This is a genomic window from Paenibacillus piscarius (assembly GCF_022234545.1).
GTDB classification, from domain to species: domain Bacteria; phylum Bacillota; class Bacilli; order Paenibacillales; family Paenibacillaceae; genus Paenibacillus_AQ; species Paenibacillus_AQ piscarius.
In genome coordinates this window covers 171,525-186,597 of the sequence record NZ_JAIEUI010000016.1, presented here as the reverse complement: position 1 = coordinate 186,597, position 15,073 = coordinate 171,525, and the positions used below count along the sequence as shown (strand labels likewise).

Genomic DNA, 15,073 nt, shown 5'->3' with positions numbered 1-15,073 from the left:
AAGTTAAACCAGCAGTTGAGAGACTCCCAGAAAATCGCCTGATTTTTGAAAAAATGACTTTAAATCCCTGGCCCGCTCTTGCTATCTAACACATTGAATTATGAAATTGTCTCCTTCCTGCAGGATTTCTCTATAAATGTTACTGGCTATGGAGCATAGGCCTTTCCCTTGGCGCAGCAGCACCATTGTATTTGGTTTTCCGCATACAATTGGCCTGTGTACCTTCGCCCGGCACATTGTATTCGGTTTTTCATATACATTCCATCTGCTCCTCGTTCAGAGGACTCCCTGAACAAGCAGCAAGCCCGCATCGTGTTGCCGGATGCGGGCTTGCTTTTATGAACAGTTGCTGCCTATTAATGCAGTTATGCCCAATATTGCCGGGCAAGCTCCTGGCCTTGCGTAATCTTCGCCCATTGCTCCGCTTGCGTCAGTTCATTCCCGCCATCGCACGAGGCGAAGCCGCATTGATGGGAGAGCAGCAGTCTTTCCTTCGGAATGATTTTGGAGGCTTCGTCCAGCATTCTCAGGACACGTTCCTCATCGTCCAGTGTGTTCGTCTTAGAGGACAGCAGGCCCAGCACGATCTCCGTCTCCGGTCTATCCTTGAACACGGCAAGTGCCTCCAGTGAGCCAGCGCGCTCATCATCCCACTCCAGGAAGAAGCGGTCATACTTCAGCTGCTTCAGGAACAGGTTGGCAATCTTCACATACGAGCCGCCGCCCATGTTGCGGGAATCGTAGTTGCCGCGGCAGTTATGAGTCCACATTTTCAGCCCCAGGCTATGTCCGTAGTCAATAATGGTGTTGTTGATGTCGATGAACTCTGTAGCGAGACTCTGTACTTCTTCGTGGTTGATTTTCTCGCCGGTAAATGGCGAATTCGGATTATCGTCCGCGAACAGCTCCCAGAGGCAGTCGTCGAATTGCAGGATTAAGCCGCCAGCGGCTGCGAATTCCCCTACAAAATCCTTATACGCCCTCACCAGACCAGCCTTCAGCTCATCCCGGCTCTGGTATACTGCACCCTCGCCGCCGAGGTTATCCGACCAGGACAGCTCTCCGAAGATATGGGACGGCGAAGGCACGCACAGCTTCGTCTCCCAGTCTCCGGCATGCTCCTGAAGCTGACGGTACGCCTGAAGGAAGTGGTGATTCTTGCCGCCGAGCTCGCCGGTGATGCGGAGGCCGATGTCTTTTCGCGTCTCGTATTTGGAAGTGCCGTCAATGTCTCTGAAGAAATACCCGTGAGGTGCGATATAGCGCTCAATCCCCTGGAAGCCCCACACGAAGTCCAGATGCCACATCGACTTGGAATACTCCCCATCCGTCAGAATCGACAGCCCGTGCTCCTTCTCCTGCTCCACTACTGTCTGAATCGCCTTCGCCTCACACTGCTCATATCCCTGGAAATCTCCGTAAAAAGGATACTGAATATCGTCCCGGTGTTCGATTTGCTGCTTATATTCTAATAGCTCCGCCGGACGCAGCAGGCTGCCTACGATCTGAAATCTCTCGCACATGTTATAGTCCTCCTCTAGTCTCACACTGTTCTGTCTTGGTGTATAAATTCTAGCATGGAGTGCGGCCTGAGACGTAACACTTAAACTTGATATCTGGCTATAGCCGCAAGTTATACTCCCGCTCCGCTGCCGTAATACAATCGTAAGATTTCGCTTAGAGAATCGTAAGCTCTCCCGCTTATTCTGTTCCTTGTAAACACTACAAAGAAATGGAGCGTGATTAGCATGGGTAACAGCAAAGCAGGCAAACGGTTCATGATGACAGCGGTATTGGTTCTCTCTCTGGCGGTGTCCGGCATCGCCGGTGCGGCGGCAGGTATCAAGACGATGAAGAAGGACGGCATGGAGCTGATGAACCTGAGACAGGCGGCCATGATGTACGGCTACAGCATTGAATGGAACAGCAAAGACCGCTCCGTCTCGCTGATGTACATGGACAAGATGATGGATGATGGCAAGATGATGGATGACGATAAGATGATGGACGACAGCAAGACGATGGACGATGGTATGATGCCGGCGGCCAAGATGATTAAGGTGATGATCGGGTCGAAAAAAATGATGGTCGACGGTAAGACCGTCAATCTGAGCACGGCTCCGGCTCTGTACGATGGCAGCACTTATGTGGCGGATACGGTAGTGACCATGTACATGAAGCCTGCCAAAGCTATGAAATAAGCAGACGGAGCAGTGCCCCCGCCATATGATATGATGGAATCAAATGGATTTTCTACGGATATGGGGTGGGTTACGATGAATGAACGCTTGCTGGTCGCGGATGATGATCCGAATATTACTGATGTGTGCCGCAGGTACCTGGAACGGGAAGGATATCTGGTGACAACCGCCAAAGACGGCTTGGAGGCGTTAGAGCTCTGGCGCAGCCAGCCGCCCAGCCTGATGGTGCTAGATCTGATGATGCCGCATAAGAACGGCTGGGAGGTGTGCAGCGAGATCCGGCAGACCGATGATCTCCCGATCATCATGCTGACGGCGCGCGGCGAGGAGCAGGACCGGCTGATGGGGCTGACGATGGGGGCGGATGATTATCTGACCAAGCCCTTCAGTCCAAGAGAGCTGGTGCTGCGGGTGCAGGCGATTCTGCGCCGGATGAGGGTCGTCCAGGCCTCGCCCGCTACCGCTGCGGAACACACGATTAAGTACGAAGGGCTGACGATAGATGTCGGAAAGCGCACCGTGGAGATCGGCGGGCAGGCGATGGACTTGACGGTGACCGAATTCGAGCTGCTGTATCTGCTGGCCAGCCATCCGGGGCAGGTGTTCTCGCGGACGCAGATCCTGAGCAAAATCTGGGATTTCAGCTACGAAGGAGACACGACCACCGTTACTGTGCATATAAGAAGATTACGCGAGAAGATTGAACCGGCTCCCTCCGACCCGAAATATATCAAGACGGTCTGGGGCATCGGCTATAAGTTTGCGGGTGAGGGTATCTGATGAAGCTGCGTACCTATCTGTTGTTGTCCAGCTTCACCGGCATCGGCGTCCTGCTGGTCTGTCTCTTCGTCAGCTATTCCCGGATGCTGCTCACCATTGACCAGCTCTACTATCTCTCCGGCATCACCGCCGGCATCGCCCTGTTCTCCTTTGTCCTGCAGCATCTGCTGACCCGGCCGGTGGAGAAGTCCATTGCCCGGATTACCGAGCAGACGGTACGGATTGCCGAGGGGGATTTCCACACGGATGTCCCGCTGATTGGTCCGCAGGAGTTCAAGCTGATGGCCCGGCAATTCAATGAGATGAGCAGTAAGTTAAAAGAAAGCTTCGACCATCTCCACCAGTCCGAGTCCGCCCGGCGCGAGCTGATCGCGAATGTCTCGCATGATCTGCGGACCCCTCTCGCCTCCATTCAGTCATTCGTGGAAGCGCTGGAGGATGATGTGATCAAGGACGATGAGACCTTCCAGCGGTATCTGAATACGATCCGGCTGGAGACGAAGCGGCTGGCCGGGCTGATCCAGGACCTTTTTGAGCTATCCAGCCTGGAGGCCAGCGGCGGAACCTTCGACCCGCAGCCCTGTCATGCGGATGAGCTGCTGATCAGCACGCTGGAGAGCTTCTCGTTCCACTTGGCAGAGAAGCGGCTGAAAGTCGAGATTGAACTGCCGGATAAGCTGCCTGCGGCCCTGATGATGCCCACGCAGATCAAGCGGGTGCTATCCAATCTTGTGCAGAATGCGATTCAACATTCTCCTGTGGCCGGGAACATCGTGCTCTCTGCCGCCGAGGACGGCCCGTTCCTGCGCATCTCCGTGACGGATGAAGGCCAGGGCATCGATGCGGCCGAGACCTCACGGATCTTCGAACGCTTTTACCGGATCGATAAATCACGCAGCAAAAACAGCGGCGGTGCCGGGCTCGGTCTCGCCATCGCTCAATCCATCGTGGAGCTGCATGGCGGCGAGATTGGCGTAGACAGCATTAAGGGCTCCGGCAGCCGCTTCTGGTTCACCGTTCCAATCTATACCAGCCGGTAAGCTCTGGCTTCAGCGAATCAGTACTTTATAAGGAGGTGATGGAGATGGCGGGTGATTTTGTATTCCTGTTCGGCGTCTTCGGCGCAGGAGTATTATCGTTTTTTGCACCCTGTATTCTGCCGCTGCTTCCGGTCTATGTCTCGTATCTGTCGGGAAGCATGGCTGGCGGTACGGTGGTTCAGGGCACAGGTGCGGCAAGCAGCTTCCGGTTCCGTTCGGTGTTCCTGCTGCGGACAGTATTGTTCGTGCTTGGACTCTCAGTCGTGTTCATTATGCTGGGCTTCGGCTCCGGCATCCTGGGCAATCTCATCTCAAGCCCCCGGTTCATTGCCGTCTGCGGAGCGGTCGTGGTGCTATTCGGCATCTATCAGACCGGACTCATCAGGCTCTCCTGGCTCGAACGGGAAAAGAAGCTGTCCACCCAGCACGTCTCCAAGGGCGGATATATCGGAGCCTTCCTGCTTGGCCTGACGTTCAGCTTCGGGTGGACACCCTGCATCGGACCGGTCCTCGCAGGGATTCTCAGCATCGCCGCCGGGGAAGGCTCTCCGGCCTACGGAGGATTCCTGATGCTGCTGTATACGCTGGGTCTGGCAATTCCTTTTCTAATCCTGGCCGTCTTCTCGGAGGTTCTGCTTCAGCGGATTCGCCGCCTGTACCGGTACATGAGGGGCATCAAAATCGCTTCCGGCTGCATCCTGATCGCCATGGGGCTGCTGCTTATGACAGACCAGTTGAATACGATGGTGAGCTGGATTCAATAACGGGAGGAGGAATCAGGCATGAAGAAGACATGGAAATGGTTCGGGATGCTCCTCGTCATTGCTGGAGTGCTCGGGGTCCTGGCCGCCTGCGGCGTCAAGCCGGGGGCAGGAGCAGGCAAGACAGACTCTGGCGCAGCTATGAGCAAGGGGAAGCCGGCTCCGGCATTCGCCCTGCAGGATCTGAAGGGTAATTCGCTGAAGCTGGAGGACCTGAAGGGCAAGAAGGTGTATGTGAAATACTGGGCCTCCTGGTGCTCCATCTGTCTTGCCGGTCTGGAGGAGCTGGATACCCTGGCCGGACAGGAGAAGGACTTCGAGGTGGTATCGATTGTAGCCCCAGGCTACAAGGGCGAGAAATCCACCGAGGAATTCACGGACTGGTTTAACCGGCAATCGTATGACAATCTGACCGTGCTCTTGGATGAAGACGGGACATGGGCAAAGGAGTTTCAGGTACGGGCGTATCCCAGCTCTTTTTATATCGATGAAGAAGGGTTGCTGGTGAAGTCCCTTCCGGGCCATGCCTCCAACGAGCAGATTAAGGACATGTTCGCGGGAATGAAGTCTGCTTCAGCCACTGCCCCGGTGCCAGCGGTCACGACCCACAATATACCTGACAAGGATCTGCGGAATCTGTATCTGGCGGGCGGCTGCTTCTGGGGCGTCGAGGCGTACATGGCGCGTATCCAGGGCGTTCAGGACGTTACCTCCGGCTATGCCAACGGGGAAGGCGAGAATCCGACCTATGAGGATGTCATTCGCGGGGACCGGGGATTCGCGGAGACGGTGCATGTGAAGTATGATCCGAAGCAGGTCACCCTGAAGCAGCTCCTGGAAGCTTATTTCAAGGTCGTTGATCCGACCAGCCTGAACAAGCAAGGCAATGACCAGGGTGTCCAATACCGGACCGGAATCTACTATTCGTCCCCGGAGGATGCAGCGATCATCCAGCAGGCCGTAGCCCAGGAGCAGACAAAGTATGACAAGAAGATTGTAACCGAAGTGCTTCCTCTTCAGAATTACTATCTGGCGGAGGAATATCATCAGAATTACCTGGCGAAGAACCCTGACGGGTATTGCCACATCGACCTGAGAATTCTGGACGGGCAAGAGCCGGTGATCGATCCGGACCAATACCCGCGCCCCTCAGATGCAGAGCTCAAGCAGCAACTAACCGCTGAACAATATGCGGTAGCCGTCAATAACGATACCGAGCATGCCTTCAGCAACGAATATTGGGATAACTACGAGCCCGGCCTGTATGTCGATATCGCCACTGGCCAGCCGCTGTTCTCTAGCAAGGATAAATACGACTCCGGCTGCGGCTGGCCCAGCTTCACGAGGCCCATCGCCCCGCAGGTCGTCACCTACCACACCGACACCAGCTTCGGCATGGAACGCACCGAGGTGCGCAGCCAGTCCGGTGACATTCACCTGGGCCATGTTTTCGACGATGGCCCCGCGGACCGCGGCGGCAAGCGCTATTGCATCAACAGCGCCTCCATCCGCTTCATCCCGCTGGACCAGATGAAGGGAGAGCATTACGGGTATTTGATGGGGCTGGTGCAGTAGATTAAGCGGAATCGTGCAGATGAAGGAGCTTCTCTTACAGCAAGAATCGCCCTCCACCGGCTCATGCGCTGAGCTGTGTGGAGGGCGATTGCTGTTTATTTATTGCTCCCAATGAGCGAGCTTAACCGCTCCAGCAGATCACCGCCGCCGGTGACCGAGATGGAGCCGATCCGGTCGCAGATTTTCTCCAGGAATTCCAGCTCCTTGAGCCGGAACAGCGTCTGGTTCTCATCCATCAGCTTCGCGGTATTCAACAGGCTGCGCGTTGAGGCGGTCTCTTCCCGGCGGGTGAGCAGGTTGGCCTGGGCTTTTTTCTCAGCGAGCAGTACGGTGTTCAGGATCTCCTTCATGTCTCCCGGCAGAATGACATCCTTCACGCCTGCCCCAAGGAAGCGCACCCCAAACTCTTCTTCCTTCTCCCGGATACGGTCCAGAATGAACGTCGCCACATCCTCCTTCCGCTTCAGCAGATCGTCCAATCTCAGCATCCCAACATACTCCCGCAGCAGGAGCTGAAGCTGGATGTGGATCTGCTCATCGAAATCCTTCAGCTCCAGCACACGGTGCGGACTTACGATCCGGTACTGGCAGACGAAGTTCAGGCGCAGCGTGACCTTATCTTCGGTCATCATCTCCTGGCCGAGCAGATCCATCTGCTGCTGTCTCAGATCGACCTTCTTGGTCAGCACCGAGACCGGTCCCTTCCAGAAATAATATTTCCCCGGCGTCAGCTCCCGCTGGAGCGTATGATCGTAGAACAGGAACCCCAGCTCGTAGCTGGCGATTTCGCAGCTCTGCAGGTGCGGCGCAATCCGCGCGATGATTGAGCGGTCGATTCCGGCGGGCAGCTCCGGCACACGGATGTCGGTGTGGACGAAGGTATGCTTTTTCAGCAGATTCCAATACGCATACACCCCCGGCTTCAACACCTGCATGAACTGGCCATCCTCGTAGTGCAGCACCAGCTCATGATCCTGTACCCGTACCACATCCAGCTCCCGCAGCAGCTCATCATCCTGTAAGAACAACTGCAGGTCCTTCCCGCCAGCACTAAAAGGCTTAGCAATATCCACTACTACCACAGTGTGCTGCGACCAGGAGAAATAACGGTAGGTTCCCGGCAGCAGCCGCTTCACATAACTTCCTTTATGAAAGAGCAGACCGCGCTGGTCCGCTTGAATCGTAATTGGCTTCAACATTGTATGTATTACCCCCTTCATGATTGGACCAATGGAAGACAGAATCCCGCTGCGGACCCGGACGGAATCACGCTTGAGACAGCCGCTCTGCCGGGAGATCCGGGAGGACTCTTGAGACCTGAGGCTAACCCAACCTTCAGCCAGCCCTCGTTCCCCTCTGTCCTTCCCCCTGTCTCCGCAAGCTTCCCTGCTGCCGGTATCCACGGATTACAAAGCCCTGCCGCAGTAGCGCTATACCAGCCGCCAGGGATTCTGTCCATTGGTTTCCTTATTCTGATTGTGCTCAATAGTCGCTCGATGGAAGTCGAGTACTGTAACCAACGTCGCTGCGAAAGCGATCGGGGAATCGAACCCCTTCTTTGCTCTTACCGCACGGACTGTACAGGATACCGTAACATACATGCCGGCACTGCGGGATCACCGGAGATCCCCGCCTCGTTACGCCCGCCCGGATAAGAACCGGATGTAGGATGAACGCGCTCAGCGTTATCTACAGGCTCTATCATCGCTTAGATCAGGCGGAACGAACATGGCGGAAGTATTACGATGGAAGAATAAATTTCCAGAGGGGGGTTAGAGGCATGAACATAAGGCCTGCGGCATCGCCAATGTGGTCAGTTTTTCGACCATATCCCGACATCGTTCCTCCGCTGCACCGAATGTGGTCGGTTTTTCGACCATATCCGCCTCCAGCCCAGATGACCACGGGCAGCCCATTGTGTTCGGTGAACAGCGAAGTCATTCCAGAATATAGTCTCCTGCGATGCTCCAAGACACTTATCCACATTGCACGAAAATAATAATTTCCCAATCGATAAAAAAAGCCCAAAGGCAGGTGGGGGAGCCTGCTTTTGGGCTTGGTTAGGGATTCGGTTTGTGTATTCCATTCGCAATCCCTGTTGTTCATGTTCGGCATGTTCATTATCGCATTGCTTAATTCCTCCATAAAGAAATAGGCCGCCCTGGTCAAAGGAAGCGGTCTATTTCTGCCTAAACCTATTACCGAGCCACCGCCCTTAAAAGTGGATACTTCTCCGAGAGTCGTGTTCGCTGCATGACTCTCTTTTTTCATTATACTTTCTTCTGCCTATTGCACCGCTCTCTTAATATCTCTCATTAGCCTAAACCCACTCTTCCGGCGGGATCCATTGGTTGGACCTACCTGTTCGTATATTCAAAATTTTCCATCCGTGGTATAATCGCAGAAGCAATAGAAAGGCTTATATGGGCGGTCGGCTAATCTCCCGGAAGGGAGGTGAAGCCTGTGGAGGTTTATCAAGCATTGACGCTAATGATATCATTCGCGACTCTGGTTGTTTTGATTCTCTCTTTCCACAAAAAGAAATAGACCGCCCTGCTCAAGGGTAGCGGTCTATTCTTTAACTGTTTTACCCACTGAAGCCGCCGCCCTTAAAAGCGGCTATTGCTCCGAGAGTCGTGTATCCAGCACGGCTCTCTTTGTATTCTACGTTTTTTCTGCCTTTACTATACCACAAATCAGTTCATAAAGTAAGAAAATGTATGAAGTTATCTACCATCCCGAATCTCCATCAACAGCTTCCCCAGCATATTACCGCCCTGCCCGTTCCCGCCGTCTCCCCAGTAAGCATCATTCGAGGTATGCTCAACAAGCGTGCAATCCCCTGTGGATAGTAGGATTGACTTGATTACAGGATGCTGATCAACCTTGGCCATGAGCGCTTCCCGCATCACCTGCACCTTACACTCCTCCCAATCCGGGCGCAGCGGCCGATTCCGCTCACGTCCCATTCTGGCCGCTATCATAGGCGTACTGGCAAGCCGGATTTCCTCTTCATGCTCTGTTCCCGCAAACTTTTGCGCTTGGAAATAATGCTCCGTTGTCGCCCACTCTTTACCTTTTAACAGAATCGGATACTTCGCAAAATTAGAAAAGCAGCCGTAAGGCTTATCCGTCTCGTAGAAACGTATCACACGCGCCTCTGGCTTATCCGCTAACCCTTCCTTCCTATCTTCATCGTGCAGCTTCTGGATATGCTCCTGGTTGTCCATGGCAGGCCTGGCCTCCTTGAGTTTTTACTTGATCCGTGAATTGAAAATCACATAATCCGGCGCTGTGGGCACATTAATCGTGAATGACAGAGCTCCTGCCTTAGGAGTCGCCTGCGAAGGGCCGGGAAGCTGCCGGACAACGGCTTGGCCTTGGCTGTTCACAGCAACAAGCTCCAGACTCGAAGCATCCTTGGCAACGACAAACCCGGAAGCGTTAATCACGCTCAGCGCCAGCCGGAAGCCTTTCCCATCAGCAGATTGTGTCAACAGTGTAGGGTAAAAAGGATTATGCTTCTCCCCAGGCACATCTCCAAACGGAGTCACGCTCTGCCACCACTTGGCCTGCGGCAGCACTGTATCCGCCCGGCCCTGCACTATCAGTACATTGCGGTGAAGCACGTTAGACATGTTCTCCCATTTCAGCTTCTTCAGCCCGGTGAGGATCGGGTTCATCGGCGCAAACAGCACGCCATCCCGCAACTGCGGGGACACCCCCAACGCTATCGTACTCCCGTCTTTGGTTACCGCTGTAGCCTGCCCGGCCCGCAGCTTCCCCACACTCTCCCCAAGAAGCGAGATTGTGGTGCTTTTGGTGGCGGCATCATAGGTCAACTGTGCACCCAGCGCACCTGCGAACGCACGGACCGGCACCATTAACTTCCCCTCCTGGATATAGGGCGCCAGCTTACCTGGAAACAGCACATATTGGTTGTTGATCAGCAGCGGCCTAATCTGATTCCCCACTACCGGTGCAGCCTGCGCCGAAGTACCCGTATGTACGAGTGGCAACAGACCAGCGCACAGCAGCATAACTAAGGTTTTCATAGCTAGCCGAAAGAATGAATGTTGGCGATGATTCATAATTCATCTCTCCTCTTTTTCAAATATTCCTAACCTCCACCACCCGACCCAAATCCACATACTCCTCATGATCCAGCCTCACCTTCACCCGGCCCTTGCGGCGCTTCTCCCGCCATTCCCGCAGCTCGGTCTCCGTATCTAGACGAAGCTCGGCAATCTCCAAGGCCCGGTCCAGAATGTACTTGCTGGTATGGAGCACTGTGAGAATCCCTTGTCCCCCTAGCGCGATAGGGTCCGCTAACCTCTTCCATTCTTCAATGGTGAACCGGACATACAATTCCTCTTCTGTCCCCGGCCGGCAAGGAACCTCGGTAATCTCCTTACACCGCAGCACCTTCCAATCCGCTACCTTGCCTACCCAGTGTATGCCCGTTTTGGCCGGATCAATGAACTTCTTGCGGGATTGGCACATCGCGATGTATTCGATCTGGGTCAGCAGCTTCTGGCTGGCAAGATTCTTAAGCGGCATATGATAAAAAGCGTTCCGCAACGCCACCCCAACTTGCCCCGGCCCCCGGACTGATCCGACCAGCACATTCTTGCCCGCCAGCTTATCGGCATAATACTCCTTCGTGCCGCGCGGGCGTGTAGATCGTTCGTAGGCTTTCTCCGGGCTGTCGCGGATGATCTCCTCCAGGAATTGCTCGACCAGACCTGTGGCATTCGGCAGGAACGGGAAGGCACCGATGTTGAGCAGCTCAATGCTGCGGTAGAACTGATGGCTCTTGAACCGCTCCTCATCCGGGTAAGGGAATAACACATAGGCCCCGAACATGCTGCGCTCATACTCCCCCGAGCCCTGCTCCTGATACACAATCGCGTCCCGGTAGCGGTGCATCGTATTAATGTCGTCCTCCTCCGGCCCGGGCTGGCCGTATCTTGTCTCATAGGGAGTGTCCGGATAGGCAGGATTCAACCGGTACTTAGCGTCAAAAACATACTTATACTCCTTAACCTGCCCCGCATCCTTCTTCTTCAGCGTAAGCACATTGTCCGGTCGCTGGCTCAGTGTCGGCGTCTTATCCGTTGGCGGGATCGAGTTATAATACAGGATGAACTGCTCCCCGTTCAGCGGATTCTCATAGACCATCTGCGCACTCTGCGAGCGGTCCAGCGTCACAAAGATCCCGTTCCGGTTCACCTTAATAATATCCTGCTTCACCAGCCTATACTTCTGCCCCAGCAGCTGATTCAGCTTGAGGAAGCACCAGTACTCATAGAGCTGCGCAACATCCTTCATGGATAGGCGAAGGAGATCGCCTTGGATCGACAGGCCTTTGAGCAGCATGAGATAGCAGCGGTAGACCTCCCGGTAACCAGGGGCCATTTGCAGCACCAATGTCACGGACATCTGCTTCAGCACACCAGCCTCACGCACAAAATCCATTTGGAGCACCCGGTCGATCTGCGTCAGCATGGAATCCAGCCTTGTAATCAGCAAAGGGTCGGAGGTTCGTCTATTCTCTCTCCAGCGGTTCTTCAGCGCCTTCAGCTTCCCGTGAATCCTCTCCAGCATCCAGCGGACAAAACGGTTCTCATTCGTATCATAGGCGAGGCGCTTCCGCGTCTCCATCAGGTGTGTGGCCGTGTAGCTCCGGTTGCCGATGCTTAAGAAGCCATGCTTCGCGTCCTCCCTTAACCGTTCAGGATGCTTGGCGAGCTCGCGGATGTTCTCTCTTCCGGCTTTTTTGACCCGGTTGGCGTCCATTAGACGGCGGTCCTGGAGCAGCGCATAGTGAGGGTTCTTGTTGATCCGCTCCACGGCCTCCAATAGCTGTCTGAAGATATGCTGGAGGATCGCGAAGAATTCCGTCAGGCTCTGATGCTGCGTCTCCCGCAGCCCGGTGAGCTGATAGGTCCGGCGCAGGAAGTCGAAGGCCAGATTATAGATCTGCGCATTCACTTCATGCAGAATATTCTGGTAGTCCAGCTTGTAATCCATTTTCGAGGGGAAAATCTCCATCTCCACCCGCAGCAGCGTCCGCCCGTCACCCCGGATCTCCCATTCCGTCAGTCCGACCTCATTCTTGAAATTCAGCACGCCCGCCAGAATCGAGTCACCTAGCGGCTTCACCGCCTGCCGGAGCAGCACATTCTCATGATAGAACGTCAGGTTCGCCGCCCCCTTAGTCTGAAGCACAAGCTCGTAAGACTGGGTCTCATAAAAGCAAGGAAAAGCCCTCTCCCCCGGCACCCAATCCACCAGCCCATAGGCTTCCGGCGAGAACACCTTAATCTGCACCTCACCCAGCCGCTGTGAGCAAGTTATGCCAAGCGTGGCCTCCAACCACTCCTGCTCTGTAGAACGATGCAATTGCAGCGTCTCCACCGTAGGATGATAGGGCTTCCCCTGGAGATACAGCGTGAACAGCTCTGTCTCCACACGAAGCAATTCGACCGCCTGATCACGAGAGCCAGTATGAGGTGAATCCATCTTCCTCCAGCCTCCTAAGCATGTAAGCCATTTTGCGGGCGCTCTGCGGATGCTTCACCCCAGGCGGCATCTGCCCGCCAGACCACTTCGTATAGAGCGGAGAAGCATCCTCCATAAGCGATTCGATATTCACTGCTAATCCGGTACCATTGCCAATGGCCTCCTTCATCAGGCCCAGCAGGACCCGGCGCACCGAGGAATGACTGCCTTGAATGCGCGGGAGAAGCTTTTGCAGGAGCTGCCAGTCGAACGCCTCTTCCTCATCCATCAGGCCATACCGCTCGTTATAGATCATATAGAAGCACACCGCATCCCGCACCCGGAACCCCACATGAGCATGAATATCCTCCAGCAGCGCGTTGATCCTAACCAGCCTTCCGGTCGTCCGCACCACAAGCTCCTGATAAGGTTCGTAGGCATCGGCCAAGGAGAGATAATCGGAACGGAGGAACAGATGATTCAGCTCCGCCAGCTCAGTGGCACCGTCTGCCTCCTGCGTCATCGCCTGTGGATACTGCTGCAGATTGATGTAATTGAACTCCAGGGTGCTGGCGCGGTCGAGGACTTTTTTGCTAAAAGGGTGCGTGGTCTCGTCCATATTCACCGTCCCGATCAGGAACACATTCTCCGGGATGCCGAGGCCCCCGTACTTCAGCTCATCCTCAGGCGTACCCAGCAGGGCAGAAGAGATCAGCGCCTGCGTCCGAATCTCCCCCTCCCGCCACTCCTGCGTCTCCAGCACACTTAACAGATCACTGAAATAATGCTCCACCCGGGCAAGGTTCATCTCATCCAGGCAGATAAAATACGGCTTATGCCGGTTCTCCGGCTGCCGCGCCTCCACGAACACCTGCGTCACCGGCCCCGGCTGGAACCGCCCCGCCAGATCCTTATACCCCAGCAGATCCGCAGGATCACTCCAATCCGGCCGCACCGGAATCAACGTGAACTGCCCATTATCCCGCGTCGCCCCCAACGCCTCTGCGAACAGCTTCACCAGCCTCGTCTTCCCCGTCCCCGAGATCCCCGCCAGAATCACAAACGGCTTCGCCTTCAGCGACAGGTAGAAATTCTCAATTAGATGCTCCGGGAAAAAGAAGCCTTGGCGGCGGATGTGGGATTGGATGTGGTGGAGGATACTTTTAACTTCCTCATCCTTCAACGGTTCGGCTTGTTGTGGCAATAGTTCCACTTCCTCATCAATGGTTTCGTCATCACTGGGAGCGATCGCCGATTCCACATATAGACGGTAATCTTCGATTACATTCTCAAGATCTTGAATGAGCTGCTCATCGTTCGGGACGTTTCCTCTTTCGTACTTAATGTAAGCTACCGTCGATACCTGATAGTCTTGTCCTAGACCGCTATCTACGAGACGAATATTCTCATCCTTATTCATATTAGTCAGAGCAAGAAGGTCTAGAAGCGCTTCTTTGCGGTCTCTCAGATAAGCATAGCCGTCTCTGCGCCCCTTCTCTTGAATTGGTTTCGTTACCCCCTGATTAAATGTAAGATACACAGCACTCATGTCCTCAGCAAACAGATACACAACATATTCCCCATGCTGAGTCGTTTCCGTGATTCGTTTATCCAGAATTGCCAGCCAAGGAACCGTTGCCCAATTCCCTTGTCCAACCGAGCCTTGAACTTTATATTGCTCATCTATGAAGGGTAACACTTTAAGCTCTGAAGGCAGGGTCTGGCGAAACAATGTGCCAAGTGAATGGCCCGCAAAGCCTTCCATTTTAGCAGAGGTGTACTCCGCCAAGATTTTCTCCAGATAACTTTGCAAAGAAAAGCGCTGCAACGCAGCATTATAGGATTGGAGCTCTTCGCCGGCAAGCCTCTCTAACTGCGAAAGCCCCTCCTCCCCTAGCTGTCTGTAAAGCTGAGTATGAAACCCGATAGTGTTATCCTTCAAATCCACAAACAAAATATCCGAAAGTGCTTTAACAGGACTGTTAATCATATCTTTCAACCGACTGTTAGATGCTTCTCTCCATAACTTCTTACCTTGTGGCAAATCAACCCGATTTCCTTTTTCTTGTTCAGCTATGAAATAGTTAAGAAACCGCTTTTTAACGCGATCATAAGAAACTCGTTCCCGCTTAGAAGCTCTAAGCTCTTCAATTAAGGATAGGATTAAGACCATCATATATGACTTTTGCTTACGCTTAAAAATCTGTGTGAA

General features: G+C 54.2%; 13 protein-coding genes. 6 read left to right on the top strand and 7 right to left on the bottom strand.

Features of this window, described 5'->3' with window-relative positions:
- Nucleotides 1-365: 365 nt before the first annotated feature.
- Nucleotides 366-1,523: a cobalamin-independent methionine synthase II family protein gene (locus K1558_RS23040; RefSeq protein WP_238654085.1), complete on the bottom strand. Its 1,158-nt coding sequence runs from the start codon at nucleotides 1,521-1,523 to the stop codon at nucleotides 366-368.
- Between the two features lie 225 nt (nucleotides 1,524-1,748).
- On the opposite strand from K1558_RS23040, the gene K1558_RS23035 reads away from it, so the two are divergent.
- From K1558_RS23035 to msrAB, 5 genes are all read left to right on the top strand, one after another.
- Nucleotides 1,749-2,201 (top strand): stalk domain-containing protein, encoded by a 453-nt coding sequence (locus tag K1558_RS23035; RefSeq protein WP_238654084.1) that lies wholly within the window; start codon nucleotides 1,749-1,751, stop codon nucleotides 2,199-2,201.
- Between the two features lie 75 nt (nucleotides 2,202-2,276).
- Nucleotides 2,277-2,981, top strand: coding sequence for a response regulator transcription factor (locus K1558_RS23030; RefSeq protein WP_238654083.1), 705 nt, complete (start codon nucleotides 2,277-2,279; stop codon nucleotides 2,979-2,981).
- A complete protein-coding gene (locus K1558_RS23025; protein WP_238654081.1) occupies nucleotides 2,981-4,021 on the top strand; it encodes a sensor histidine kinase in 1,041 nt (346 codons plus the stop codon). The genes K1558_RS23030 and K1558_RS23025 overlap by 1 nt, the downstream gene beginning before the upstream one ends.
- Before the next feature lie 44 nt (nucleotides 4,022-4,065).
- Nucleotides 4,066-4,785, top strand: a complete 720-nt coding sequence (locus K1558_RS23020; protein ID WP_238654080.1) for a cytochrome c biogenesis CcdA family protein — start codon at nucleotides 4,066-4,068, stop codon at nucleotides 4,783-4,785.
- 18 nt (nucleotides 4,786-4,803) lie between these two features.
- Nucleotides 4,804-6,357, top strand: coding sequence for a bifunctional peptide-methionine (S)-S-oxide reductase MsrA/peptide-methionine (R)-S-oxide reductase MsrB (msrAB, locus tag K1558_RS23015; RefSeq protein ID WP_238654079.1), 1,554 nt, complete (start codon nucleotides 4,804-4,806; stop codon nucleotides 6,355-6,357).
- Nucleotides 6,358-6,452: 95 nt separating this feature from the next.
- Here the strand turns inward: msrAB and K1558_RS23010 are convergent, their stop codons facing one another.
- Both K1558_RS23010 and K1558_RS23005 read right to left on the bottom strand, forming a co-directional pair.
- Nucleotides 6,453-7,556, bottom strand: a complete 1,104-nt coding sequence (locus K1558_RS23010) for a slipin family protein (RefSeq protein WP_238654078.1) — start codon at nucleotides 7,554-7,556, stop codon at nucleotides 6,453-6,455.
- Between the two features lie 541 nt (nucleotides 7,557-8,097).
- Entirely contained in the window at nucleotides 8,098-8,628 is a 531-nt protein-coding gene (locus tag K1558_RS23005) for a hypothetical protein (protein WP_238654075.1), read from the bottom strand.
- A gap of 183 nt (nucleotides 8,629-8,811) precedes the next feature.
- Here K1558_RS23005 and K1558_RS33220 point away from each other — a divergent pair, with 183 nt between their 5' ends.
- Nucleotides 8,812-8,904 carry a putative holin-like toxin gene (locus K1558_RS33220; RefSeq protein WP_372238078.1) on the top strand — a complete coding sequence of 31 codons (93 nt, stop codon included), beginning with the start codon at nucleotides 8,812-8,814 and terminating at the stop codon, nucleotides 8,902-8,904.
- Between the two features lie 179 nt (nucleotides 8,905-9,083).
- Here the strand turns inward: K1558_RS33220 and K1558_RS23000 are convergent, their stop codons facing one another.
- From K1558_RS23000 to K1558_RS22985, 4 genes are read right to left on the bottom strand one after another with little or no spacing between them, the layout of a single operon-like run.
- Nucleotides 9,084-9,587: an NADAR family protein gene (locus K1558_RS23000; RefSeq protein WP_238654072.1), complete on the bottom strand. Its 504-nt coding sequence runs from the start codon at nucleotides 9,585-9,587 to the stop codon at nucleotides 9,084-9,086.
- Nucleotides 9,588-9,611: 24 nt separating this feature from the next.
- A complete protein-coding gene (locus tag K1558_RS22995) occupies nucleotides 9,612-10,448 on the bottom strand; it encodes a copper amine oxidase N-terminal domain-containing protein (protein WP_238654069.1) in 837 nt (278 codons plus the stop codon).
- A 19-nt stretch (nucleotides 10,449-10,467) separates the two neighbouring features.
- Complete coding sequence (locus K1558_RS22990) at nucleotides 10,468-12,882, bottom strand: restriction endonuclease-like protein (RefSeq protein WP_238654067.1); 2,415 nt, start codon at nucleotides 12,880-12,882, stop codon at nucleotides 10,468-10,470.
- A complete protein-coding gene (locus K1558_RS22985) occupies nucleotides 12,854-14,650 on the bottom strand; it encodes an MrcB family domain-containing protein (protein WP_238654065.1) in 1,797 nt (598 codons plus the stop codon). Before K1558_RS22985 ends, K1558_RS22990 begins: the two co-directional genes overlap by 29 nt.
- Nucleotides 14,651-15,073: the final 423 nt, after the last annotated feature.

Coding starts and splice junctions, on each gene's coding strand:
- K1558_RS23035 (WP_238654084.1), top strand. CDS start 1,749: ATGGGTAACAGCAAAGCAGGCAAACGGTTCATGATGACAGCGGTATTG.
- K1558_RS22995 (WP_238654069.1), bottom strand. CDS start 10,448: ATGAATCATCGCCAACATTCATTCTTTCGGCTAGCTATGAAAACCTTA.
- K1558_RS23005 (WP_238654075.1), bottom strand. CDS start 8,628: ATGAAAAAAGAGAGTCATGCAGCGAACACGACTCTCGGAGAAGTATCC.
- K1558_RS23030 (WP_238654083.1), top strand. CDS start 2,277: ATGAATGAACGCTTGCTGGTCGCGGATGATGATCCGAATATTACTGAT.
- K1558_RS23040 (WP_238654085.1), bottom strand. CDS start 1,523: ATGTGCGAGAGATTTCAGATCGTAGGCAGCCTGCTGCGTCCGGCGGAG.
- K1558_RS23010 (WP_238654078.1), bottom strand. CDS start 7,556: ATGTTGAAGCCAATTACGATTCAAGCGGACCAGCGCGGTCTGCTCTTT.
- K1558_RS22990 (WP_238654067.1), bottom strand. CDS start 12,882: ATGGATTCACCTCATACTGGCTCTCGTGATCAGGCGGTCGAATTGCTT.
- K1558_RS23025 (WP_238654081.1), top strand. CDS start 2,981: ATGAAGCTGCGTACCTATCTGTTGTTGTCCAGCTTCACCGGCATCGGC.
- K1558_RS23020 (WP_238654080.1), top strand. CDS start 4,066: ATGGCGGGTGATTTTGTATTCCTGTTCGGCGTCTTCGGCGCAGGAGTA.
- K1558_RS23000 (WP_238654072.1), bottom strand. CDS start 9,587: ATGGACAACCAGGAGCATATCCAGAAGCTGCACGATGAAGATAGGAAG.
- msrAB (WP_238654079.1), top strand. CDS start 4,804: ATGAAGAAGACATGGAAATGGTTCGGGATGCTCCTCGTCATTGCTGGA.